Consider the following 23,762-nt stretch of genomic DNA (forward strand, 5'->3'; position numbering starts at 1 on the left):
ATGGAAAAATTAAGGATTAGTCACGAAAAATTAGCACACTTAAAGAATCTTTCAGATGAAAATGACATTATTGGAGCTTTGGCGATTGACCAGAGAGGTTCGTTGAAAAAAATGCTGGCAAGTGGCGCACATGCTGTATCAGGAAATGAAGCGCTCATTGAATTTAAACAATTGATTTCCAGTCAGTTGACTCCGTATGCTACTTCTATCCTTTTGGATCCAGAATTCGGTGTACCTGCTACCAAATTACGTGCAGCAGAATGCGGTCTTATTGTTGCCTATGAAAAAACAGGTTATGATGCGACAACAGAAGGGCGCCTGCCAGACTTGCTACCAAATTGGTCGGTTAAACGCATGAAAGAGTTAGGCGCTGACGCAGTCAAAGTTTTGATTTACTATGATGTAGATGATAAGCCTGAAATCAACGACATCAAACAAGCCTGGGTTGAACGTGTAGGAAGTGAATGTGTGGCAGAAGACATTCCTTACTTCCTTGAAATCTTGACTTATGATAGGAAGCGTGCTAGTGTAGTAGATGCAGATTATGCGAAAGTAAAACCACACAAAGTCAATGAAGCCATGAAGCTCTTTTCAGATCCGCGCTACAATGTTGATGTCTTGAAAGTGGAAGTACCGGTCAATATGAATTTTGTCGAAGGGTTTACGAAAGGTGGGGTTGAACCTGTCTACAGCCTCGCGGAAGCCAAGACATTTTTCAAAGAGCAGTCTGATGCAACTCACCTGCCCTTTATTTTCCTGAGTGCTGGAGTTAGCGCAGAGCTTTTCCAGGAAACGCTCAAAGTGGCGTATGAAGCAGGTTCTCAATTCAATGGAGTCCTTTGCGGTCGTGCGACTTGGAAAGAAGCTGTTACCGTCTTTGCTAATCAAGGAGCAGAAGCAGCCAAAGCTTGGCTTGATGAAACGGGGCGTCAAAATATTGAAGACTTGAATCATGTTTTACGTGAAACAGCCGTTTCGTGGACGGAAAAGCTAGAGATTTAAAAGAGGAAAACATAAATTTGTAATAAAAACAAGGAAAGTTGTATGAAATCTTATCAAGAAGCTATTTTTGGAACATTTCAAGGAAAAGATATTGTTGCTTACACATTTGAAAATGACTTGGGCTATCGTTTGAAAGTCATGACTTATGGTGCGACTGTCTTAGAGTATGTCACTCCGGACAAAAATCTTGAATTTGCAAATATCGTGGTGGGGTTTGATCATTTTGATGCCTATGTAGGCAACAGCCCTAAATATGGTGCAAGCGTCGGACCAGTTGCAGGACGGATTGCAAAAGCACAGTTTGAGCTGAATGGCGAAACCTATCAGTTAGAAGTCAACAACGCAGAAAATTGCAATCATAGCGGTTCTACTGGCTGGGACAGTGCTATTTTTCAAGTTGAGGAAGTCACAAATGAAGGCGTCACTTTCTATACCGAACGTGCAGATGGAACGGGTGGTTTTCCGGGAAATCTGAAAGTCTGGGTTTCTTATACTTTAACGGAGATAGGCGAATTAGAAGTTTCTTACCAAGTCCAGACGGACAAGGATACCTTGGTCAATCCAACCAATCACAGTTATTTCAATTTATCGGGCGATTTCAGTCAACCGATTGACAATTGTGTATTGCAGCTAAATACCTTAGGGGTATTTCCAATCGCACCGGACGGTGTGCCTGCTAAAATGTCAGATTCAGAGCGAGATTTTGTCAAAGACTTAATGAAAGGTGTGGCTTTTAAAGATATTTTTGCAGATCAAGATGAGCAGATTCAGATTGTATCAGGTTTAGATCATCCATTTGCTTTAAACAAGCAAGAGGATAGGGCTGGTTCTTTGTACGATCCGAAGTCAGGTCGCTTTTTGACGTTTAAAACAAGTGCGCCATGTCTAGTGACTTATTCAGCAAATTTTGTAGATGATACGGTCATTTTAAATGGACATCCCATGATCCAGCACAACGGCTTAGCTCTGGAAACTCAGGCACTTCCTGATGCGATTCATAGCGACTTGAAAGCAGATGTTATCTTAAAAGCGAGTGAGATTTTTACCAGCACAACGATTTATCATGCAACAACTAAATAACACGATATATTGAAACGATAGATTATTTGTCTGTCGTTTTTTATTTGAGATATCCAGCATTATCAAATAAAGACTTTCTAGTCTTTTTCATAATAACACTCCCTTCAATTTCTATTTGTAAAACCTAAGTTCAAACTAACTTACTAACCTGATTTTTTGTTATAATAGTAGTTATGAGTAGAATTTTGGATAATGAATTGATGGGAGACGAGGAGCTCGTAGAGCGCACATTGCGTCCCCAGTATTTACGAGAATACATCGGTCAAGACAAGGTCAAAAATCAATTGAAAATTTTCATTGAGGCAGCTAAACTGCGAGATGAGGCGCTAGATCACACATTGCTTTTTGGACCTCCAGGGTTGGGAAAGACCACTATGGCTTTCGTCATTGCCAATGAACTGGGAGTCAATCTCAAGCAAACTTCGGGTCCAGTTATTGAGAAAGCGGGCGATTTGGTAGCAATCTTGAACGATTTGGAGCCGGGAGATGTTCTCTTTATTGATGAGATTCATCGCTTGCCTATGTCTGTTGAAGAGGTGCTCTATAGCGCTATGGAAGATTTTTACATTGATATTATGATTGGAACGGGTGAGGCGAGCCGTAGTGTTCACTTGGACTTGCCACCGTTTACTTTGATTGGAGCAACAACGCGGGCAGGTATACTGTCAAATCCTCTACGCGCACGTTTCGGGATTACTGGTCACATGGAATATTATGCAGAAGCAGACTTGACCGAGATTGTGGAGCGGACGGCAGACATCTTTGAAATGGAGATTACGCATGAAGCAGCTGAGGAATTGGCACTGCGCAGCCGGGGTACGCCTCGGATTGCCAATCGGCTTCTTAAACGCGTACGAGATTTTGCTCAAATCATGGGAGATGGCTTGATTGATGCTCATATCACTGATCAGGCTTTATCAATGCTGGACGTGGATCAAGAAGGGCTGGATTATGTAGATCAGAAGATTCTTAAAACCATGATTGAGGTTTATGGTGGTGGTCCGGTTGGTCTGGGAACTCTTTCGGTTAATATCGCTGAAGAACGAGAAACAGTTGAAGATATGTATGAGCCTTATTTGATCCAGAAAGGCTTTGTTATGCGAACTCGAACAGGGCGCGTGGCAACCCGTAAGGCTTACGAGCATTTGGGTTATGAATATTTGGAAAAGTAGGATTTATGAAAATAGCAGAGCAGGATATTTTAAAACAGTTCACGGCAGATAAAGATTTGATGACGATTTTAACAATGATTCGCAGTTTGCAGCTAAAAGAGAGTTGGTTGGCTGCTGGCAGTGTACGAAATTTTATCTAGAATTATTTGTCAAATCAACCGGGATTTGATAAAGAGACAGACGTTGATGTAATTTTCTTTGATCCAGCTATTTCTTATGAAGAAACCCTTAAAATCGAGACAAAACTGAAAGAAAACTATCCAAACTATAGTTGGGAGCTGAAAAACCAGGTTTATATGCATATTCACAATCCTAATACAGAACCTTATCGAGATTCTAGAGATGCTATGAGCAAGTACCCAGAACGCTGTACAGCAATTGGGCTTCGCTTATTGGACAACGACCAGTTGGAGTTGTTTGCTCCCTATGGTTTAGACGACATCCTCCATTTTCGTGTTCAGCCGACTCCGCATTTCCTAGAAGATGCAGACAGGAGACAGCTCTATAATATGAGAATACAGAAAAAAGATTGGCAGAAGAAGTGGCACAATCTTCAAATTGAATTTCTTTAAAATTTTTTAGAAAAAAGAAAAATCTTTAAGAAAAATTTAAGTCAGCATCGGTATACTATAATTACAAGTTGAGAGAAGCTTAACTTGAACTCCTAAAAACTTTTCTTTTTCATAATAATCTCCCTATAAGAGTCGCCCAATCGGCGGCTTTTTTGAGATTTATAAAGAATTGAAAAAATCTCAAGGGTTTAAATTCCTATTTTTTTAGATTTTGTTATAATAGTAAAGAGGTCTATGCTATGAAGAAAATTGTGTTTGTTTGCTTGGGAAATATCTGTCGCAGTCCGATGGCAGAGTTTGTGATGAAAGATTTGACAGATGATGTTTATGTTGAAAGTCGGGCGACTTCAGACTGGGAGCATGGCAATCCAATCCACTCTGGAACGCAGGCGATTTTTAAGAAATATGCCATTCCTTACGATAAAAGCAAAACTTCTCAACAAATTTCACAGCAGGATTTTGTAGACTTTGATTATATTATCGGAATGGATAAATCCAATTTTCAAGATTTGAGGAAAATCGCACCGGGAAAATATCTGGAGAAAGTATTCCAATTTGAAGAGAAAAGTGTGCCAGATCCGTGGTACACAAGTGATTTTGACGAGACTTACCGGCTTGTTTTGGCAGGTTGTCAGAAATGGATTGAGCGCATAAAGAGCGAAGATTAGTGGAAAGAATGGACACATTAAAAGAATTTTACGAAAAGTACAAAATTTATCTCACAAGGCATAACTTGGAATTGCTAGCAGTAACGGTTATTGTCCTATCAGCGATGGTGGCTTTTACATCAGGTATTCCCAGTCAAGGGGCATTGACCTTGGATAAAGGAGCAATCAAATATAATGGCAGTCTCGTCCGTGGGAAAATGAATGGTCAAGGAACATTGACTTTTAAGAATGGTGATGTTTATAAAGGCTATTTTAAAAATGGAACTTTCAATGGGAAAGGAACTTTTACAGCTAAAGCTGGCTGGAAGTACGAAGGCAACTTTGTGAATGGACAGCCTGAGGGGCAAGGCAAATTAACAACAGAAAATAATGTTGTCTACAAGGGAATGTTTAAACAGGGGATTTATCAAAATGCGCATTAAATGGTTTTCATTAGTGAGGATTACAGGGTTACTCCTAGTTCTGCTCTATCATTTCTTCCAGAAAGCTTTTCCTGGTGGGTTTATTGGTGTGGATATTTTCTTTACTTTCTCAGGCTTTTTGATTACGTCCCTTTTAATTGATGAATTTGCCAGAGACAAAGACATTGATGTTAAAGGATTCTTGAGACGTCGCTTTTATCGGATTGTGCCACCGCTTGTCTTTATGATTTTGATTGTCATGCCCTTTACCCTGTTGATTCGGAAGGATTTTGTGGCTGGTATTGGGACGCAAATCGCTGCTGTGCTCGGCTTTGTGACAAATTTTTATGAAATTTTGTCTGGTGGAAATTACGAGAGTCAATTTATCCAACATCTCTTTGTGCACACATGGAGCTTGGCGTTGGAAATGCACTACTATATTTTATGGGGCTTAGCAACATGGTATTTAGCTAAGAAAAGTAAAACCATTGGGCAATTTCGAGGGATTATCTTTCTTTTATCATCTGCTTTATTCTTGATTAGTTTTCTCTCTATGTTTGTCAGAAGTTTCTTCTCTTCAAACTTTTCTGTGATTTACTTTTCAAGTTTCACGCATATCTTCCCGTTTTTTGCAGGAAGTATCTTAGCGACACTTTCGGGTGTGAGTGATTTGGGAGCACCTTTTCGTAAAATGGAGCAGGCGCTTGATTTGAAAAAGACCTTTTATCTACTTGGTGGTAGTTTTGCAGCTTTGCTGTTATTAACGTTCCTCCTGAGATTTGATAATTTATTGACTTATCTGTTTGGTTTCCTTTTGGCAACGGTATTTTCAGTCGTGATGATTTTGGCAACGCGTGTGCTTCATGAGAAGACACCGCATGTTGATGAGCCGCCCGTTATCACATTTATTGCAGATACGAGCTATGGCGTGTATTTGTTCCATTGGCCGTTTTACATCATCTTTTCCCAATTGATGGGTAATGGATGGGCAGTTCTATTGACAACCGTGCTTTCCTTTGCCTTGGCGGCTTTCTCTTTCTATCTGTTAGAGCCGACATTAGCAGGTAGAGAGCCAAAAATATTTGGCTTGAAGATGGACATCAAGCAAATCACAACGCCTGTATTTTATAGTTTGATTCCATTAACACTGGTTGCTTTTGTCATGATCATGACTACTCCGAAAATTGGTGCCTTTGAAGAAAATTTGCTCGTCAATGGGTTAAATCAAGCTGACAGTAAAATGCAGATTACTCGTACCCAAGCTGATAATGTGAGTGCCAGTCAATACAACGTAGCAAAGGGTATGACAGTTATCGGAGATTCGGTAGCTTTGCGAGCAAGTGAATGGCTCAAGCAGGCTATGCCGGAAATTCAAGTGGATGCAGCAGTCAGTCGAAACTTAGAATCGGGCTTGCAAGTCTATCAAACTGATATTTCAAACAAAGTACTTCTGGAGACAGTGGTCTTAGCCTTAGGAACTAATACGGTTGATAACTACGAAAGTTTGCTCAATCAATTTATTGAGAAATTACCAAAAGGACATCGTTTGGTTTTAGTGACGCCGTATGATGGTCGGACAGCACATAACGCTTCTAGCTTGGCAGTCAAAACACGTCAGTATGAATTGGAATTGGCGAAAAAATACGATTATGTATTTGTAGCGGATTGGTATCAAACTGCTATCGAACACCCAGAAATTTGGTATGGAACTGACTATGTGCACTTTGGCTCGGAGACAACAACAATCACCAAAGGCGGTGAACTCTATGCTCAAACCGTCAAACAAGCCATTGATGAAGCTGTGAAAAAAGGAACAGTGAAGAAATAATAGTAATAATTAGAAGTCATGGATTGCCTTGCGATTCATGACTTTTGTGTGCTGTAAAAAGATAGTAGGGTAGAACGAGGATGTAGGAATACACAGCAAAAATGCTCTTTTTTACATAACTTTTTTTGGAAATCTTGAAAAAGTATGTGAAATATATAATTTTAAGTTTTAAACTTCACAAACAATGTTTTTAAATATAATAGAAAACTCATGTTTTGAAATAAATTCACAATATAAAAGAAAAAGTTTGTGAAGTTTACTTGAAAGTGTTTACAAGAGAAAGAAAATAAGGTATAATAATCTTGTGAAAAAATTAACAAAGGATTTATAAAAATCCTAAAAACCATTGGAGGAACACATGGCTGATAAAAAAACATTAACTCCCGAAGAAAAAAAGTTAGCTGCTGAAAAGCATGTTGACGAACTCGTTCAAAAAGGGCTAGTTGCTCTGGAAGAAATGAGAAAATTAAATCAAGAACAAGTAGACTACATTGTTGCAAAAGCTTCAGTTGCTGCTCTTGATGCACATGGTATCTTAGCAGAACATGCTGTTAAAGAAACAGGTCGCGGTGTCTTTGAAGACAAAGCAACAAAAAACCTTTTTGCCTGCGAACATGTTGTTAACAATATGCGTGGTGTTAAAACTGTTGGTGTGATTGAAGATGATCCTATTACAGGTTTAACGAAAATTGCTGAACCGGTCGGAGTAATCTGCGGAATCACTCCAACGACCAACCCAACTTCAACAGCGATTTTTAAATCATTGATTTCGTTGAAAACGCGGAATCCAATTATCTTTGCTTTCCACCCATCTGCTCAAGAATCTTCTGCTCATGCGGCACAAATCGTACGTGATGCAGCGATTGCAGCAGGTGCACCTGAAAACTGTGTTCAATGGATTACACAGCCATCTATGGAAGCAACAACAGCTTTGATGAACCACGAAGGGATTGCAACAATCCTTGCGACTGGTGGGAACGCCATGGTAAAAGCTGCCTATTCATGCGGCAAACCTGCTCTTGGAGTTGGTGCTGGTAACGTTCCAGCTTACGTTGAAAAATCAGCAAATATCCGCCAAGCAGCACATGATATCGTGATGTCCAAATCATTTGATAATGGTATGGTCTGTGCATCTGAGCAAGCCGTGATCATTGATAAAGAAATCTATGATGAATTTGTAGAAGAATTCAAATCTTACCATACTTACTTTGTCAACAAGAAAGAAAAAGCGCTTTTGGAAGAATTCTGTTTTGGTGCAAAAGCCAACAGCAAGAACTGCGCTGGTGCAAAATTGAACCCAAATATTGTTGGTAAACCAGCTACATGGATTGCTGAGCAAGCAGGATTCAAAGTACCAGAAGGTACAAATATCTTGGCCGCTGAATGTGCAGAAGTTGGAATTAAAGAACCATTGACTCGTGAAAAATTATCACCTGTTATTGCGGTTTTGAAAGCTGAAGATACTGAAGATGGACTTAAAAAAGCTCGTCAAATGGTTGAATTTAATGGTCTAGGACACTCAGCTGCTATCCATACAAAAGACGAAGCTCTTGCAAAACGTTTCGGTACGGAAATAAAGGCAATGCGTATTATCTGGAACTCTCCATCTACCTTTGGTGGTATCGGTGATGTATACAACGCCTTCATTCCATCATTAACACTTGGATGTGGTTCATACGGACACAACTCAGTTGGTGATAACGTATCAGCTATCAACCTTCTTAACATCAAGAAAGTAGGGAAACGTAGAAATAATATGCAATGGTTTAAAGTTCCTTCAAAAATCTACTTCGAACGTAACTCAATTCAATATCTTCAAACTTGCGAAGGTATCGAACGTGTCATGATTGTTACCGATAAATCAATTGAAAAACTCGGTTTTGTACAACGTGTGATTGACCAATTGAATCTTCGTAAAAACAAAGTCACGATTCAAGTTTTCTCAGATGTTGAACCAGATCCAGATATCACAACAGTTCGTCGTGGTGTTGAAGTAATGCGCTCGTTTGAACCAGACACTATCATTGCCCTTGGTGGTGGTTCACCAATGGATGCAGCTAAAGGTATGTGGATGTTCTATGAACAGCCAGACGTTGACTTCGGTGACCTCGTTCAAAAATTCATGGATATCCGTAAACGCGCCTTCAAATTCCCATCACTTGGTAAGAAAGCACAATATATCGGTATTCCAACAACATCTGGTACAGGTTCAGAAGTAACACCGTTTGCAGTTATTTCTGATAAGGCAAATAATCGTAAATACCCTATCACTGACTACGCATTGACACCAACTATTGCAATTGTTGACCCAGCTTTGGTAGAATCTGTTCCAGCATTTATCGCAGCAGATACAGGTATGGATGTTCTAACTCACGTTACAGAAGCCTATACTTCAAACTTTGCTAATGACTATACAGATGGTATTGCCCTTCAAACTATTAAGTTGGTCTTTAAATACTTGGAAAAATCTGTAAAAACGGCTGACCCAGAAGCCCGTGAAAAGATGCATAATGCCTCTACAATGGCTGGTATGGCCTTTGCAAATGCCTTCCTTGGAATGAGTCACTCAATGGCGCATAAGATTGGTGCTGTTCACCACACCATTCACGGACGTACAAATGCTATTTTACTTCCTTATGTTATCCGTTACAATGGAACTCGTCCATCTAAAACTACAACATGGCCTAAGTACAACTACTGGAAAGCTGATGAAAAATTCCAAGATATTGCTCGTATGCTAGGTCTTCCTTGCTCAACACCAGAAGAAGCGGTTGAAGCGTATGCCAAAGCTGTTTATGACCTTGGTGTAGCGGTTGGTATCAAGATGAACTTTAAAGATCAAGGTATTGATGAAAAAACTTGGAAAGATAGCTTACATGATATTGCCGTTCTTGCTTATGAAGACCAATGTTCACCAGCAAATCCACGCTTGCCAATAGTTACTGACATGGAAGAAATTATGGCTGATGCCTACTATGGCTATGCAGAACGTCCAGGACGTCGTAAATAGACAGTAAAGTTTGTTCTAATTTGAATCGTTCGTCATTGTACAGACAATGTATTCAGATTTTTAAACATAAATCAGTTTATCAGTCACCATCTCCCTGCTTTTGTAGGGAGATTTTTCTATTTGGAGAGAGTGTCCTTTCTCTTGCTTAATATTGTATGCGTTTTCCTGTAAACTAGTTGTGAAAAAAGGAGGGCGGTCATGTTTCAATTGTTGGTATTTGATAGGGACGATGTCATTGTGGATACAGAAAATCTTATACTTCTCTTTGCCCTAAAATATCATAATAGACTGATAAGTTTTGAATCTGTAAATTTGATACTAAAATAATGAAAAGTTGATGTTGCAAAAAGCATTATGAGTGTTATAATATAGTTGTGTAAGCGGTTTCTAAAATAGATGATATTTATAAAAAATAAGGAGGAAATATAATGTCAGTATTTTATGTTCCATCAGTTAATCTTATTGGTTGTGGTGTGATTAATGAAATAGGTGGTCATATCAAAGAGTTGGGGTATAAGAAAGCTCTCTTGGTGACAGACCATTATATTGCAAGCAGTGACATTTTACCTAAGGTAACTGCACCACTTGATAAGGAAGGCATTGAGTATGTCGTTTTTAGTGATGTTGAGCCAAATCCAACTGTTAAAAATGTTGAAGATGGTTTAGCTGTTTTGCGAGATAATAATTGTGATTTTATTATTTCACTTGGTGGTGGTTCGCCACAAGATGCTGCAAGTAGTATTTCAATTCTTGCAACGAATGGCGGGCGTCCGCAAGATTACGAAGGTGTTCACAAATCAAAAGAAAAAGGCTTGCCGGTTGTAGCAATCAATACGACAGCAGGAACATCAGCTGAAATCACGATTAACTATGTTATTACTGACGAAGAGCGTAAAGTGAAAATGGTTATGGTTGATAAGAATAGCCTTGCACTCCTGTCAGTAAATGATCCAGAATTGATGATTTCAAAACCAAAAGCTTTGACAGCTGCAACAGGTATGGATGCTCTTACACATGCGGTTGAAGCTTTGGTAACACCAGGTGCGTATAATGTAACGAAAAAATTGTCTATTGGTGCAATTGAGTTAATTAAAGAATTTTTACCTCGTGCTGTTGAAAATGGCCATGACATTGAAGCACGTGAAGCTATGGTTAATGCGATTTTCCTAGGTGGTATGGCCTTTAATAATGCTGGGCTAGGTTATGTACACTCTATGGCTCATCAACTTGGAGCAGTTTACAATCTTCCTCACGGTGTTTGTTGTGCCATGCTTTTACCAGTTGTAGAGCGTGAAAATGCAAAACGTGTGCCAGAAGCATTCCGAAATGTTGCAAAAGCTCTTGGTTTGCATACGGAAGGTAAAAGTGATAAAGAATGCGCTGATTATGCCATTTCTGAAATTGAAAAATTATCAGCAACTGTGGGCATTCCGAAAAAATTGACAGAACTGGACATTAAAGAAGAGGAATTTGACTTTGAATACCTTTCTAAAAATGCACTCATTGATGCTTGTGCACCAGGAAATCCATTTATGCCAACCTTAGAAGAAACGATTGCTCTTTACAAAGAGTTGTTTTAAGTGCTGATTTGTCGTAAAAATAAAAAAGCGAGATAGAACTAATATTTGAAAATTTTTAGTTAGTAGTTTCAACTTCGCAAAGTTGTTCAATAGCCTCTCGGGCTGTCAAAGTGGTGAATGAAGAGAAACGCAGTTTTCATCAAAAATACTCATCTAAGCTTGAAAAATGACTAAGGAGTGGTTTGCTTTGCTGTAACCTTAAAGAAGTATTTAGATATTAGCTACTACGTCAAAAGCTTTTTGCTATTATAAAATAAGGCAGGGATAATATTGTCTCTGCCTTTTATTTGCGTTCGTCTTTTGGAGAATGTCCAAAATAGGTACGATATTTGTCATAAAAGTAAGTTTTATTTGAAAATCCAACACTTTGTGCTACCTCGTAAATTGGCATACGTGTAGATAGGAGAAGATGTTTAGATGGACGCCAGGACAATACCGAAAAGAACACCAGCACTGAGAAAATTTTAAACTTTTATTCAAAGGCGGCTCTGGATGATACTCTTGAAAAAAGCATTCCCCCTTGCTAATTCCATTATAGGGTCTCCATTCTAGACAATTCTTGGGGGGGGAGATAGCATTCGCAGAGATGCAGTCTTTGTATACCTCAGAGGCAATCCGCAATGATTATAGCGTCATGTTAACAGAGCTATCGTTCTGGTTGAAACTACTTTCAAGATTTAAGAGAAAAGTAATTATTATTAGAAATTAGAACCAAAATCTCAGATATTGTTGAAAGCGCTTCAAAAAATGGTTATAATAACACCGTGAGATTGAAAGCGCTTTAAAAATCGATCTACAATAGCAAAGGAGAAGGCTGTCTATGGCACAAATGACAAAAGACGAGCTGATTGCCAAAATAAAAAATGGCATCATTGTTTCCTGTCAAGCCTTGCCACACGAACCGCTATATACTGAAGCAGGTGGGATTATTCCCCTTTTGGTAAAAGCGGCTGAACAAGGAGGAGCTGTTGGCATTCGAGCTAATAGTGTTCGGGATATTAAGGAAATTAAAGAGGTTACTTCGTTGCCGATCATCGGCATTATCAAGCGGGATTATCCACCTCAAGAGCCATTTATTACCGCAACGATGCGAGAAATTGATGAACTAGCAGCTCTGGATATTGAAGTAATTGCTTTTGATGGTACAAAGCGGGAACGTTTTGATGGTTTAAAGATTGCGGATTTCATCAAGCGAGTGAAGGAAAAATATCCTCATCAATTGCTCATGGCAGATGTGAGCACCTTTGAAGAGGGTGTGGCTGCAGCAGAAGCAGGTGTGGACTTTGTAGGGACAACTTTGTCAGGTTACACCTCTTATAGTCTGCAATGCGAGGGACCAGATTTTGATTTGGTAAAAAAATTGTGTGATGCAGGTTTGGATGTTATCGCGGAAGGAAAAATTCACTACCCAAGTGAAGCGAAAACCATTCATGACCTAGGTGTTAGAGGAATTGTAGTAGGTGGTGCCATTACGCGTCCAAAAGAAATTACAGAGCGTTTTGTTGCAGCAGTAAGTGAAAAGTAGGAACAATTTTATCTTAAAAAGGATGACAATAAAAGGAGAAAAAATATGAGAATGAAGAAAATACTTTGTTCGTTGTTTGCAGGGGCTGCTATTTTATCGTTGGCAGCATGTGGAAATTCAGGTGGTTCAAATAAATCAGCTGATTCAGGAAATTCTTCTGGCAAGACAGAGATTACTTGGTGGGCTTTTCCAGTTTTCACGCAAAAAAAGGCCAGCGACGGTGTTGGTACGTATGAAAAAGAAATTATCAAAGCCTTTGAAAAAGCCAATCCAGATATTAAAGTGAAATTAGAAACTATTGACTTCAAATCTGGTCCAGAAAAAATTACAACAGCTATTGAAGCAGGAACAGCGCCAGATGTGCTGTTTGACGCACCAGGACGGATTATTCAATATGGTAAAAATGGTAAATTGGCAGAATTGAACGATCTCTTTACTGATGACTTCGTCAAAGATGTTAACAACGATCAAATCATTCAAGCAAGTAAGGCTGGTGATAAAGCTTACATGTATCCAATTAGTTCTGCTCCGTTTTATATGGCATTTAATAAGAAAATGCTGAAAGAAGCTGGTGTAGAAAACCTTGTAAAAGAAGGTTGGACAACAGCTGATTTTGAAAAAGTGTTGAAAGCCTTAAAGGCTAAAGGGTATACTCCTGGCTCGCTCTTCAGTAATGGTCAAGGTGGTGACCAAGGAACACGTGCCTTTATTGCTAATTTGTATAGTGGTTCTGTTACAGATGATAAAGTGACAAAATATACAACAGACAGTCCAAACTTTGTCAAAGGGCTAAATAAAGCAGTTAGTTGGATTAAAGATGGTTTGATGACAAACGGCTCTCAATTCGATGGTGGAGCAGATATTCAAAACTTTGCAAATGGGCAAACTTCTTATACTGTTCTTTGGGCACCTGCGCAAAAAGGCATCCAAGCTAAACTCTTGAAAGCCAGTGGCGTCGAAGTTGTTGAAGTACCATTCCCGTCAGACAATGGCAAACCAGCTCTGGAATACCTTGTAAACGGTTTTGGTATCTTTAACAATAAAGATAAAAAGAAAGTGGAAGCTGCTAAGAAATTGGTCAAATTTATCGCTGATGATAAAAAGTGGGGGCCACAAAATGTTGTTCGTACAGGTGCCTTCCCAGTCCGTTCCTCATTTGGAAAATTATATAATGACAAACGGATGGAAACAATCAACACTTGGACAAAATATTACTCACCATACTACAACACTATTGATGGATTTGCTGAAATGAGAACGCTCTGGTTCCCAATGTTGCAATCTGTTTCAAATGGTGACGAAAAAGTTGAATCTGCTTTGAAGACCTTTACAGAAAAAGCAAATGAAACCATTAAAAAAGCTCAAAAATAAGTAATTGAATTCTCCCCTTTTTCTGTCGTCAGTTATGTATAAATAGGAAAAGGGGAATTTCTATAAAAGGATAAAAGCGGGAAAGAACTCAAAAAGCTTTAAAAGAGTTGGTTCCCCTCTAATCTAAACGAGGTGCTTGATGTGAAAGTAAATAAAATAAGAATGAGAGAAACCTTGGTATCCTATGCCTTTTTAGCACCAGTTCTATTATTCTTTATTATCTTTGTATTAGCGCCGATGGTGATGGGATTTGTAACGAGTTTCTTTAATTATTCTATGACATCCTTTTCATTCGTTGGATTGGACAATTACTCACGAATGTTTAAAGATCCAGTCTTTATCAAATCTCTCATCAATACGGTGATTATTGTGATTGGCTCAGTGCCAATTGTTGTGCTGTTTTCTTTGTTTGTAGCGTCACAGACCTATAGTCAAAATGCGATTGCACGCTCTTTCTACCGTTTTGTCTTCTTCCTGCCGGTGGTAACAGGGAGTGTAGCGGTAACCGTTGTATGGAAATGGATTTACGACCCGCTGTCAGGGATTTTAAACTTTGTACTAAAGTCAGGGCATGTCATCAATCAAAACATTTCCTGGCTAGGAGATAAGCATTGGGCTTTAATGGCGATTATTGTGATTTTGCTGACAACTTCTGTCGGACAACCCATTATTCTCTATATTGCTGCTATGGGAAACATTGACAATTCATTGGTGGAGGCTGCGCGTGTTGATGGAGCGACAGAACTGCAAGTTTTCTGGAAGATTAAATGGCCAAGCCTCTTGCCGACAACTCTGTATATTGCAATCATTACAACAATCAATTCCTTCCAATGTTTTGCCTTGATTCAGCTGTTGACATCTGGAGGACCAAACTATTCAACCAGTACATTGATGTATTACCTGTATGAAAAAGCCTTCAAGTTATCTGAATATGGTTATGCTAATACCATGGGAGTATTTTTAGCTATCATGATTGCTTTGATTAGCTTTGCCCAATTCAAGATTCTTGGAAATGATGTCGAATATTAAAGAAAGGAGAGACAAGATGAAACAGAAAAAAATGAGTGCCTTTACGGTAATTTCAACGATTATTCTCTTGGTGTTGACCGTTCTCTTTGTTTTTCCTTTCTATTGGATTTTAACAGGGGCTTTCAAATCGCAGCCAGATACGATTGTCATTCCACCTCAATGGTGGCCTAAGATGCCAACATTAGAAAATTTCCAACAGCTGATGGTGCAAAATCCAGCCCTGCAATGGATGTGGAATAGTGTCTTTATCTCGCTAGCAACCATGTTTTTGGTCTGCATTACTTCTGCCTTAGCGGGTTATGTTCTGGCTAAAAAACGTTTCTATGGGCAGCGGATTCTTTTTGCAACTTTTATCGCTGCCATGGCTCTGCCTAAACAAGTAGTACTGGTTCCTTTGGTCCGCATTGTCAACTTTATGGGAATTCATGATACACTAGCTGCAGTTATTTTGCCTCTTGTTGGTTGGCCTTTTGGGGTTTTCCTCATGAAGCAATTTAGTGAAAATATCCCAACGGAATTGTTGGAATCTGCTAAGATTGATGGCTGTGGTGAAATTCGGACTTTTTGGAATGTAGCTTTTCCAATTGTGAAGCCAGGTTTTGCTGCCCTTGCCATTTTTACCTTTATCAACACATGGAATGACTACTTTATGCAATTGGTCATGCTGACATCGCGGCAGAATCTAACTATTTCATTAGGGGTAGCAACAATGCAAGCTGAAATGGCGACCAACTATGGTTTGATTATGGCTGGTGCTGCTATGGCAGCGGTTCCGATTGTAGCTGTCTTCTTAATATTCCAAAAATCCTTCACGCAAGGTATTACCATGGGAGCTGTGAAAGGATAAGGAGGCCGACCAAATGATTTTCGATGAATTAGAAAATCTCGCCCACTACAAAGGTATCCATGAGCATTTGGATTGTGCCATTGATTATCTCCTGACGCACGATGTAAACGATTATGATTCAGGACGGTATGAGATTGACGGAGAAAAAGTATTTCTGTTTGTGCAGGAAAATGAGCTTAATCAAGAAGAGAATGATGAATTTGAATTTCATCATCGTTATTTGGATTTGCATTTTCTTTTGGCAGGTCATGAAATCATTCAATATGGCACAAGGGTAAAAGAAGTAAGAAAATCGTATGATAAAAAGAAGGATATTGGATTTGTGACTTGTGAGCAGCTCTATCCACTTTATTTGGGCAAGCAGAATTTTGCTGCATTTTTGCCCAATGAACCACATCAGCCCAATAGATTTGCTGCTAAAGGTGATAAGGTCAAAAAATGTGTCGTAAAAGTTTTGCTCAACGATTAAACTAATTGATTAGGAGGTAGAACCATGGAAAAGAGAGGTTCTCAGTTAATACGAAGTATATTTGATACAGATAATTTCTTTATGAGAATATGTGAGAAAATATTAGATTTGGTGACTGTGAACTTGCTCTTTTTGCTGTCCTGCTTGCCAATTGTTACGATTGGTATTGCAAAGATGAGCTTGTATCAGACTTTGTTTGTCATAAAAGATTCGCGACGCGTAAAAGTCACAGCAACCTATGTGCAGGCTTTTAGAAAAAACTGGAAAATTGGTTTCAAACTCGGTTTGCTAGAGTTGCTGATTGTAGGTATCAGTCTATTTGACCTCATGCTCTTTTGGCGACAAGAGACGCTACCATTTCAAATGTTAAAAGCAACTTGTATCGGTGTCATCATTTTTACTAGTTTGCTGTTTTTATGTGTCTACCCTTTGGCAGCTAAGTTTGAAATGACGATAAAAGATATGTTGCAAACGGGTCTTATCATGGTGAGTTTGCATTTCCCGTGGTTTTTTTTGATGATAGCCTTATTAGCTGCAATCATCTTTTTCCTCTCTAGTTCAGGATTTGTGTTGCTACTAGGCTTTACTCTTTTTGTATTAGTCGGTTTTGCAGCCTTAGGATTTTTGCAATTGCCCATCATGGAAACTATTTTTAATAAGTACAAACGATAAAATCAATCAAATTGGAGAATAAAATATGAGAGATTTAAAAAAATACGAAGGGGTCATTCCGGCCTTTTATGCCTGCTATGATGACCAAGGTGAGATTAGTCAGGAGCGTGTGCGGGCTTTGGTAGAATATTTCCTTAAAAAAGGAGTTCAGGGCTTGTATGTCAATGGCTCGTCTGGGGAGTGTATCTACCAAAATGTTGCCGATAGGAAATTGATTTTGGAAGAAGTCATGGCGGTGGCAAAAGGGAAACTAACGATTATTGCCCACGTCGCTTGCAACAACACTAAGGATAGTGTGGAATTGGCACGCCATGCAGAAAGTTTGGGAGTAGATGCTATTGCGGCTATTCCGCCGATTTACTTCCGCTTGCCAGAATACTCGGTTGCCCAATATTGGAACGATATTAGCGCAGCTGCGCCACAAATAGACTTCGTGATTTACAATATTCCGCAGTTGGCAGGTGTAGCTCTGACGCCGAGTCTCTATACAGAAATGCTCAAAAATGAACGTGTGATTGGCGTGAAGAATTCTTCCATGCCTGTCCAAGACATTCAAACCTTTGCAGCACTTGGTGGAGAAGACCACCTCGTCTTTAATGGTCCAGATGAACAGTTCTTAGGTGGTCGCCTGATGGGAGCAAGAGCAGGTATCGGCGGAACATATGGGGCCATGCCAGAACTTTTCTTAAAGCTCAACCAATTGATTGCCGACAAAGAATTGGAGAGAGCAAAAGAATTACAATTTACCATCAACACTATTATCGGAAAATTAACTGCTGCTCATGGAAATATGTATTCTGTCATCAAGGAAGTCTTGAAAATCAATGAAAATCTGAATATCGGTTCTGTCCGTTCTCCATTAACACCAGTGACAGACGCGGATCGTCCGATTGTAGAAGAAGCAGCTCGCTTGATTCGTGTAGCTAAGGAAACGTTCTTGTAATAAAAAAGAGGTGGATTATGGGGAAATATATTGCCATTGATATTGGTGGAACAAATATCAAATATGGTCTGATTGATGATACCGACACCTTGCTGGAAGCGCATGAAATCCCAACAGAGGCTCATAAGGGCGGTCCAGAAATTTTACACAAGGTAAAGGGAATTGTAGCACGTTATTTAGAACAAATTCCAGTTGCTGGGGTTTGTATCTCCTCAGCCGGAATGGTCGATCCAGATAAAGGAGAAATCTTTTATGCTGGCCCTCAGATTCCAAATTATGCTGGTACTCAGTTCAAGAAAGTGGTAGAAGAAACATTTGCCGTTCCTTGTGAGATTGAAAATGATGTCAATTGTGCTGGCTTGGCGGAAGTTATGTCAGGCAGCGGCAAGGGAGCGAGCATTGCGATTTGTTTGACGATTGGAACGGGTATCGGTGGCTGCTTGCTGGTGGACGGTCAGGTTTTCCACGGTTTTAGTAATTCGGCCTGTGAAGTCGGTTATGTGTATCTGCCAGACGGTACTTTCCAAGATGTGGCTTCAACGACTGCCTTGGTCAATTATGTAGCAGAGCTTCACGGAGAAGATCCTACTATGTGGAATGGACGACGCATTTTCAAGGAAGCGACCGAAGGAAATGCACGTTGTATCCAAGGAATCGACCGCATGGTCAACTATTTGGGGCAAGGGATTGCGAATATTTGCTATGTGGCCAATCCAGAAGTGGTGATCTTAGGTGGCGGCATTATGGGTCAAGAGGCCATTCTTCGTCCTCGAATTGAGACTGCTATGAAAGCTTGTCTGGTACCAAGTATTGCTGAAAAAACCAAGCTCGCTTTTGCTCATCATCAAAATGCTGCAGGGATGTTTGGAGCTTATTATCACTTTAAAAATAAACATCATTAACGAAAAGCCTTCTATAATGAAAATGAGCAAATCCTTTGGTGAGGAGATGCTCATTTTTATTTGGTCCCTTATTTGTGTCGCCTGTAATAGCCGTTTAATTTTTGATTTTCCCAAAAGCTGTTGAAGATTTTTTCCTTCTTTTCCCGGTCAATTTCTAGGAAAAAGGCATAAAGGAGGTCAATCATAAGTAGCATAGGAAACTGTGCTGAGATGCGTAAGATATACTCTGGTTTGCTTTGAATGGCAACAGTGATGATTTCAGTAAAGGTTTCTTTGACTTTGTTGGGGTGTCCTGTTACTAACACCGTTTTCGCACCCATTGCTTGAGCGTCGATGAGGCTGTTGATGATAGATTGCGTTCCTCCGGACAAAGAAAATCCAATAACCAAGCAATTTTCATCTAGGATACTGGTTGTCCAAGCAAAACCGTCTTGATCTGTCAACGCTTCGCAGACAACACCAAGCCGCATGAAGCGCAGTTTCATATCGCGTGCGACAAGACCAGAGCTTCCCGTTCCAAAGAAATAGACGCGGTCAGCTGCTTCGATGAGATTGGCAACGCGCAGCAGTTTGTCTTCGTCAACCAATTCCTCAGTTTGTTGACGGATTTGAGCATAGTTTCGTAGCACTCTACGAGATAAGTCATTTTGTACTTTCTCGTCCTGTTCCGCGTTTTCTTGCAATTGATGAAGGTATTGAAAATTAAACTCTCTGTAGCCTTTAAATCCGCATTTCTTTGCAAAGCGTGTCAAGGCTGCTTGAGAGATGTAGAGAGCTTGCGCAACTTTTTGAGAAGAGAGATCGTCATAGATGCTAGAAGGGCTCAAAAAGTAGTTGGCAATCCGCTTTTCTAAGTCGGTCATGCTATCAAAGTGGCTTTCAATCGTCGTTAAGATATGCTGCGTATTTTCCATAAGAGGTCACTTTCTTTGCTGGTGATAGTTATAGAACAACTGTTTTAAGAGTATAATTGTATTATAACATTTTTAAGGGGAATTAAGTAGGAGGGAGCTTTTCAGAACAGGTAGTTAGGAAACACGTAAATAAGCAGGAAATATAAACTGATAGAGTGGAAAATGCAATATAAAAAATGTTCATCTACCTAGAAAAGAAATAAAACTCTGTGACGAATGATTTGAAAATGTGTTATAATTTACACAAGAAAGCGTTACACTTATTGTATCAAAAGGAGGTGCGAGATATGACGAATGCTACTCTTGAGCAAATGCAGGAAATTGAGCAAGCAGCAGATGAAGTGTTGGCGGGCTACAAAAGTCAAATTCAGGAATTGCGAGAGCAAGCGGCTAGTAATCTGAAACAGCTAGGGCAATCTTACGACGAAGAGAAAGAGCGATTGGTCGATGAGTTAAAGGAGCGCTCTGAGCGAGAGTTAGCTGTCTTAACACAGGATTTAGAGCAAACGAGACAAGAGAACGAAGAAAAAGCCCAAGCGGCTTTGTCAAATAAAAAAGAAGTGCTGCTACAAATGATTGTGGACAGGGTGGTAGAAAAATATGGCCATTAGTCAAATGCAGGAGTTGTCGCTGCTATTGCCAAAAGATTTGTTGGATGATGTCCTCTCCTATTTGCAAAATCTCCAGTCGGTTGAAATTCAAAACTTGCAGACAAAAGAAACTTGGCAGGGAGCTTTCGAGCAAGAGTTAGTGTGGAATCCTGATAAGTCTTTCTCGGAACATCTTCAAACTTTGACTCGGCGGCAGGAAAAACTTGCAAATATGATTGAACGCTTGCAAGCATTTGTGCCAAAGAAGAAATTACTGGAGTCGTTGAAGGAAGCTCCTTTGGAAACAACCTTTGTAAGTCTAGAAGAAGCAGGGCAGGCGCGTGATGAAGGAGCGCTTCTTGCTAACATTCAACAACAAATTCAATCGTTGGCAAGAGCACAGGAAGTTAAAGAAAGAGCTCAGTCAGATGTGGCAGAGCTAGAAAAATGGGCAAGTTTAGCCGTTACGCCGTCAGCACTTAAGCATTTTAAACACCTTCGTGCGTTTGTGGGAAGCATTCCAAGCAGTGAGAACAATCAGCTAAATGCTCGATTACGGGACTATCCTAATCTGGAAGTCCAAGAGATTTTCACCAGTACCACAGAAAGTGGAATTCTTGTGCTATGTAAAGCAGAAACAGCTAAGGAAATGCAAGCATTCTTGACAGAGCTTGGTTTCAAACCTTTTGAATATCCCTTTGAAGAATTGCCTAGTGAGCGCTTGACATCGTTAAAAGAAACGATAAAGGAACAAGAAACGGTTATCAGCTCAACGCAAACGCAGCTTGCAGCTTCCAGTAAGGAACTGCAACAGCTCAAGCTTCAGTTGGACTATATTTTGAATCTTACTTCTCGCCAAGAAAGCAAGGGAGATCTTGCCAGTACGCAGAATTTGGTTGCTTTAGAAGGCTGGATTGAGCAAGAGCAGATAGAAGATTTGAAAATGGGCCTTGCGCAACAATTTGGTGGGGCTGTCTTGCTTCAAATCCATGAAATGGAGGCAGCTGATCGACAGCGAGTCCCGACAAAACTTAAAAATAATGCTCTAATTGAGCCCTTTGAGCTGGTGACAGAGATGTATTCGCTGCCGAAATACGAAGATAAAGATCCAACGCCCGTTGTTTCGGTCTTCTACTTTATCTTTTTTGGCATGATGGCAGCTGATATTGGCTATGGTCTGTTGCTCTTTGGCGGAACGACTTGGGCTTTGAAGACTTTATATGTTAAGCCAAGTCTAGCAAAGAATTTACGCTTTTTTAGAATTTTAGGAATCGGTGTTGCACTCTGGGGAGTGATTTATGGTTCTTTCTTTGGCTTCAAATTGCCTTTTGCGCTCATTGATACCAGCACAGATGTGATAACCATTTTGATTATTTCGGTCGTGATAGGCTTTGTAACAGTCATGACAGGACTGTTTCTCAGTGGCAAAAAGAACATTCGCATGAAGGATTATGCGGCAGCTTATAATTCAGGTTTTGCGTGGATGCTGATTCTCATTGGTCTGGCTTTGCTAGCAGCGGGGCGACTGTTCCCAACTCTTGCTATGGTCGGCTTTATCGGGCAATGGCTGGCTATTGTAAATGCTGTGGGCATTGTACTGGTTTCTATTATCAGTGCTAGGAGTTTGAAAGGCTTGGGTCCTGCACTGTTTAATCTATACAATATCAGCAGCTATGTGGGAGACTTGGTGAGCTTTACGCGACTCATGGCTTTGGGGCTTGCTGGTGCAAGCATTGGCTCAGCCTTTAACTTAATTGTTAGTCTCTTTCCGCCTTTTGCTCGCTTTAGTATTGGGATTGTGCTGTTTCTCGCCCTCCACGGTATCAATATGTTTCTCTCCTTTTTATCAGGCTATGTGCACGGAGCGCGTTTGATTTTTGTTGAATTTTTTGGGAAATTCTACGACGGTGGCGGAAAAGCATTTAAACCCTTAAAACCAGCAGAGAAATATGTCCGTTACAAAAAATAGCACAGCGAAATTATTTTAGCAACTCAGCTAGAAGCTTTATGTCATTGACAAAATAACCAAATAAATAATGTTTACTATTAGAAATGGAGTTTATTCATGCAAGCTTTTTCATCTTATTTTTCAACTTACGGTGGTGCCTTTTTCGCAGCACTTGGTGTGGTTTTTGCGATTTTTCTCAGCGGTATCGGTTCTGCGCGTAATGTCGGTTCAACCGGTCAGGCTGCGGCAGCCCTATTAAAAGAGCAACCTGAGAAATTCGTCAGCGCCTTGATTTTACAGCTTTTGCCGGGTACGCAAGGTCTATATGGCTTTGTTATCGGGATTTTGATTTTCTTTAAAATCCAGCCTGAAATGGCTCTTCAGACAGGTCTAGCCCTCTTTTTTGCCGCACTTCCAATCGGAATTGTCGGTTATTACTCTGCTAAATATCAAGGAAATGTAGCAACCGCTGGTATGCAGATTTTGGCAAAGCGACCTGAAGACGTCATGAAAGGGGTTATCCTTGCTGCCATGGTAGAAACTTATGCTATCCTTGCCTTTGTTGTATCTCTTTTGATGGTTTTGAATGTAAAATGAGACAGGTTCAATGTCTTGAAACAAGATGTCATAGAAGGAGGCAGATATGGAATTTGAATCTCATTTGAGGGATTCGGTTTTGGAGCAAGCGCATGAAAATGGGCGGCAGCTATTAGCCGATGCGAAAGAGTCTATTGAGCGTGAAGCTAAAGAGCAAGAAGCACGGTTGAAACAAGAAAAACTGCAACAGCGTGAGCAAGAAATAAAAGCGATCAATCGTCAGGTACAGCGTGAAGTGCAGCAGCTTGAAAATGAAAAATGTCAGTCTACTTTGGCGACTAAGCAAGGGATTTTGAAAGAATTATTTGCGGGGGCTTATGAGCAAATGGCGGCCTGGTCGATCGAGCAGGAGCAGGCTTTCTTGGAGCAGGTCTTAAAAAAGTATCCGCAAGAAGAGCTTGTTTTGACAGTTGGCTCACGGACATTGGTTAAATATTCGGCTGGACAATTGGAACGGTTGTTAGAGCACTATCCGCACGTAAAATTGGCTTCCTCGTCTGTGAGTGGAGAAGCAGGTTTTCTCCTTTCGCGAGGCAATATTGACGATAATTACCTCTATCACAATTTAGTAGATTCTTTGTGGCAGGAGGAGAGTTATCAGCTTGCTCAGACGATTTTCCAAGACGAAGCAGACTAAGGAGG

The 23,762-nt window shown here is 40.0% G+C and carries 22 protein-coding genes and 1 pseudogene; 21 read left to right on the forward strand and 2 right to left on the reverse strand.

Annotation, left to right across the window (positions count from 1 at the left end):
- From lacD to HMPREF2984_RS05210, 9 genes and pseudogenes are all read left to right on the forward strand, one after another.
- Complete coding sequence (gene lacD / locus HMPREF2984_RS05170) at positions 1–1,002, forward strand: tagatose-bisphosphate aldolase (RefSeq protein WP_070670658.1); 1,002 nt, start codon at positions 1–3, stop codon at positions 1,000–1,002.
- Between the two features lie 42 nt (positions 1,003–1,044).
- A complete protein-coding gene (locus HMPREF2984_RS05175) occupies positions 1,045–2,082 on the forward strand; it encodes an aldose epimerase family protein (RefSeq protein WP_070670660.1) in 1,038 nt (345 codons plus the stop codon).
- A 173-nt stretch (positions 2,083–2,255) separates the two neighbouring features.
- Positions 2,256–3,254: a Holliday junction branch migration DNA helicase RuvB gene (ruvB, locus tag HMPREF2984_RS05180; RefSeq protein WP_070670662.1), complete on the forward strand. Its 999-nt coding sequence runs from the start codon at positions 2,256–2,258 to the stop codon at positions 3,252–3,254.
- Positions 3,255–3,259: 5 nt separating this feature from the next.
- Positions 3,260–3,826 (forward strand): annotated as a pseudogene (locus tag HMPREF2984_RS05185) (nucleotidyltransferase family protein).
- Between the two features lie 239 nt (positions 3,827–4,065).
- Entirely contained in the window at positions 4,066–4,494 is a 429-nt protein-coding gene (locus tag HMPREF2984_RS05190; protein ID WP_070670664.1) for a low molecular weight protein-tyrosine-phosphatase, read from the forward strand.
- Between the two features lie 8 nt (positions 4,495–4,502).
- Positions 4,503–4,916, forward strand: a complete 414-nt coding sequence (locus HMPREF2984_RS05195) for an MORN repeat-containing protein (protein ID WP_070670666.1) — start codon at positions 4,503–4,505, stop codon at positions 4,914–4,916.
- Positions 4,906–6,723: an acyltransferase family protein gene (locus tag HMPREF2984_RS05200; RefSeq protein WP_070670668.1), complete on the forward strand. Its 1,818-nt coding sequence runs from the start codon at positions 4,906–4,908 to the stop codon at positions 6,721–6,723. Before HMPREF2984_RS05195 ends, HMPREF2984_RS05200 begins: the two co-directional genes overlap by 11 nt.
- 358 nt (positions 6,724–7,081) lie before the next feature.
- Entirely contained in the window at positions 7,082–9,733 is a 2,652-nt protein-coding gene (gene adhE, locus HMPREF2984_RS05205; protein WP_070670670.1) for a bifunctional acetaldehyde-CoA/alcohol dehydrogenase, read from the forward strand.
- Between the two features lie 428 nt (positions 9,734–10,161).
- A complete protein-coding gene (locus HMPREF2984_RS05210) occupies positions 10,162–11,313 on the forward strand; it encodes an iron-containing alcohol dehydrogenase (protein WP_070670672.1) in 1,152 nt (383 codons plus the stop codon).
- A 283-nt stretch (positions 11,314–11,596) separates the two neighbouring features.
- On the opposite strand, the gene HMPREF2984_RS09415 is transcribed toward HMPREF2984_RS05210, so the two are convergent.
- Positions 11,597–11,767 (reverse strand): helix-turn-helix domain-containing protein, encoded by a 171-nt coding sequence (locus HMPREF2984_RS09415; protein WP_306806815.1) that lies wholly within the window; start codon positions 11,765–11,767, stop codon positions 11,597–11,599.
- A gap of 366 nt (positions 11,768–12,133) precedes the next feature.
- Here HMPREF2984_RS09415 and HMPREF2984_RS05215 point away from each other — a divergent pair, with 366 nt between their 5' ends.
- The 8 genes from HMPREF2984_RS05215 (at position 12,134) to HMPREF2984_RS05250 (ending at position 19,071) form a co-directional block, all read left to right on the forward strand.
- Positions 12,134–12,838: an N-acetylmannosamine-6-phosphate 2-epimerase gene (locus HMPREF2984_RS05215; RefSeq protein ID WP_070670674.1), complete on the forward strand. Its 705-nt coding sequence runs from the start codon at positions 12,134–12,136 to the stop codon at positions 12,836–12,838.
- A 45-nt stretch (positions 12,839–12,883) separates the two neighbouring features.
- Positions 12,884–14,209 (forward strand): ABC transporter substrate-binding protein, encoded by a 1,326-nt coding sequence (locus HMPREF2984_RS05220; RefSeq protein WP_070670676.1) that lies wholly within the window; start codon positions 12,884–12,886, stop codon positions 14,207–14,209.
- A gap of 141 nt (positions 14,210–14,350) precedes the next feature.
- Positions 14,351–15,238 carry a carbohydrate ABC transporter permease gene (locus HMPREF2984_RS05225; protein WP_003041053.1) on the forward strand — a complete coding sequence of 296 codons (888 nt, stop codon included), beginning with the start codon at positions 14,351–14,353 and terminating at the stop codon, positions 15,236–15,238.
- A 16-nt stretch (positions 15,239–15,254) separates the two neighbouring features.
- Entirely contained in the window at positions 15,255–16,085 is an 831-nt protein-coding gene (locus tag HMPREF2984_RS05230) for a carbohydrate ABC transporter permease (protein ID WP_070670678.1), read from the forward strand.
- A gap of 13 nt (positions 16,086–16,098) precedes the next feature.
- Positions 16,099–16,554 carry a NanQ anomerase/TabA/YiaL family protein gene (locus tag HMPREF2984_RS05235; RefSeq protein ID WP_070670680.1) on the forward strand — a complete coding sequence of 152 codons (456 nt, stop codon included), beginning with the start codon at positions 16,099–16,101 and terminating at the stop codon, positions 16,552–16,554.
- A 24-nt stretch (positions 16,555–16,578) separates the two neighbouring features.
- A complete protein-coding gene (locus HMPREF2984_RS05240) occupies positions 16,579–17,226 on the forward strand; it encodes a YesL family protein (RefSeq protein WP_070670682.1) in 648 nt (215 codons plus the stop codon).
- A gap of 25 nt (positions 17,227–17,251) precedes the next feature.
- Complete coding sequence (locus HMPREF2984_RS05245; protein WP_070670684.1) at positions 17,252–18,169, forward strand: dihydrodipicolinate synthase family protein; 918 nt, start codon at positions 17,252–17,254, stop codon at positions 18,167–18,169.
- Between the two features lie 17 nt (positions 18,170–18,186).
- Positions 18,187–19,071, forward strand: coding sequence for an ROK family protein (locus HMPREF2984_RS05250; RefSeq protein ID WP_049533255.1), 885 nt, complete (start codon positions 18,187–18,189; stop codon positions 19,069–19,071).
- Positions 19,072–19,139: 68 nt separating this feature from the next.
- On the opposite strand, the gene HMPREF2984_RS05255 is transcribed toward HMPREF2984_RS05250, so the two are convergent.
- Positions 19,140–19,985, reverse strand: a complete 846-nt coding sequence (locus tag HMPREF2984_RS05255) for a MurR/RpiR family transcriptional regulator (RefSeq protein ID WP_003028566.1) — start codon at positions 19,983–19,985, stop codon at positions 19,140–19,142.
- 287 nt (positions 19,986–20,272) lie between these two features.
- On the opposite strand from HMPREF2984_RS05255, the gene HMPREF2984_RS05260 reads away from it, so the two are divergent.
- The 4 genes from HMPREF2984_RS05260 to HMPREF2984_RS05275 all read left to right on the forward strand — a co-directional run bounded on the left by HMPREF2984_RS05260 (position 20,273) and on the right by HMPREF2984_RS05275 (position 23,757).
- Entirely contained in the window at positions 20,273–20,596 is a 324-nt protein-coding gene (locus HMPREF2984_RS05260; RefSeq protein ID WP_070670686.1) for a hypothetical protein, read from the forward strand.
- Positions 20,586–22,544 carry a V-type ATP synthase subunit I gene (locus HMPREF2984_RS05265; protein ID WP_070670688.1) on the forward strand — a complete coding sequence of 653 codons (1,959 nt, stop codon included), beginning with the start codon at positions 20,586–20,588 and terminating at the stop codon, positions 22,542–22,544. Before HMPREF2984_RS05260 ends, HMPREF2984_RS05265 begins: the two co-directional genes overlap by 11 nt.
- A 96-nt stretch (positions 22,545–22,640) precedes the next feature.
- Positions 22,641–23,120 (forward strand): V-type ATP synthase subunit K, encoded by a 480-nt coding sequence (locus tag HMPREF2984_RS05270; RefSeq protein ID WP_003027244.1) that lies wholly within the window; start codon positions 22,641–22,643, stop codon positions 23,118–23,120.
- 46 nt (positions 23,121–23,166) lie between these two features.
- Positions 23,167–23,757 carry a V-type ATP synthase subunit E family protein gene (locus tag HMPREF2984_RS05275; protein ID WP_070670690.1) on the forward strand — a complete coding sequence of 197 codons (591 nt, stop codon included), beginning with the start codon at positions 23,167–23,169 and terminating at the stop codon, positions 23,755–23,757.
- Positions 23,758–23,762: the final 5 nt, after the last annotated feature.

The sequence above is a fragment of the Streptococcus sp. HMSC066E07 genome, assembly GCF_001814695.1.
In the GTDB taxonomy this organism is placed as follows: domain Bacteria; phylum Bacillota; class Bacilli; order Lactobacillales; family Streptococcaceae; genus Streptococcus; species Streptococcus hominis.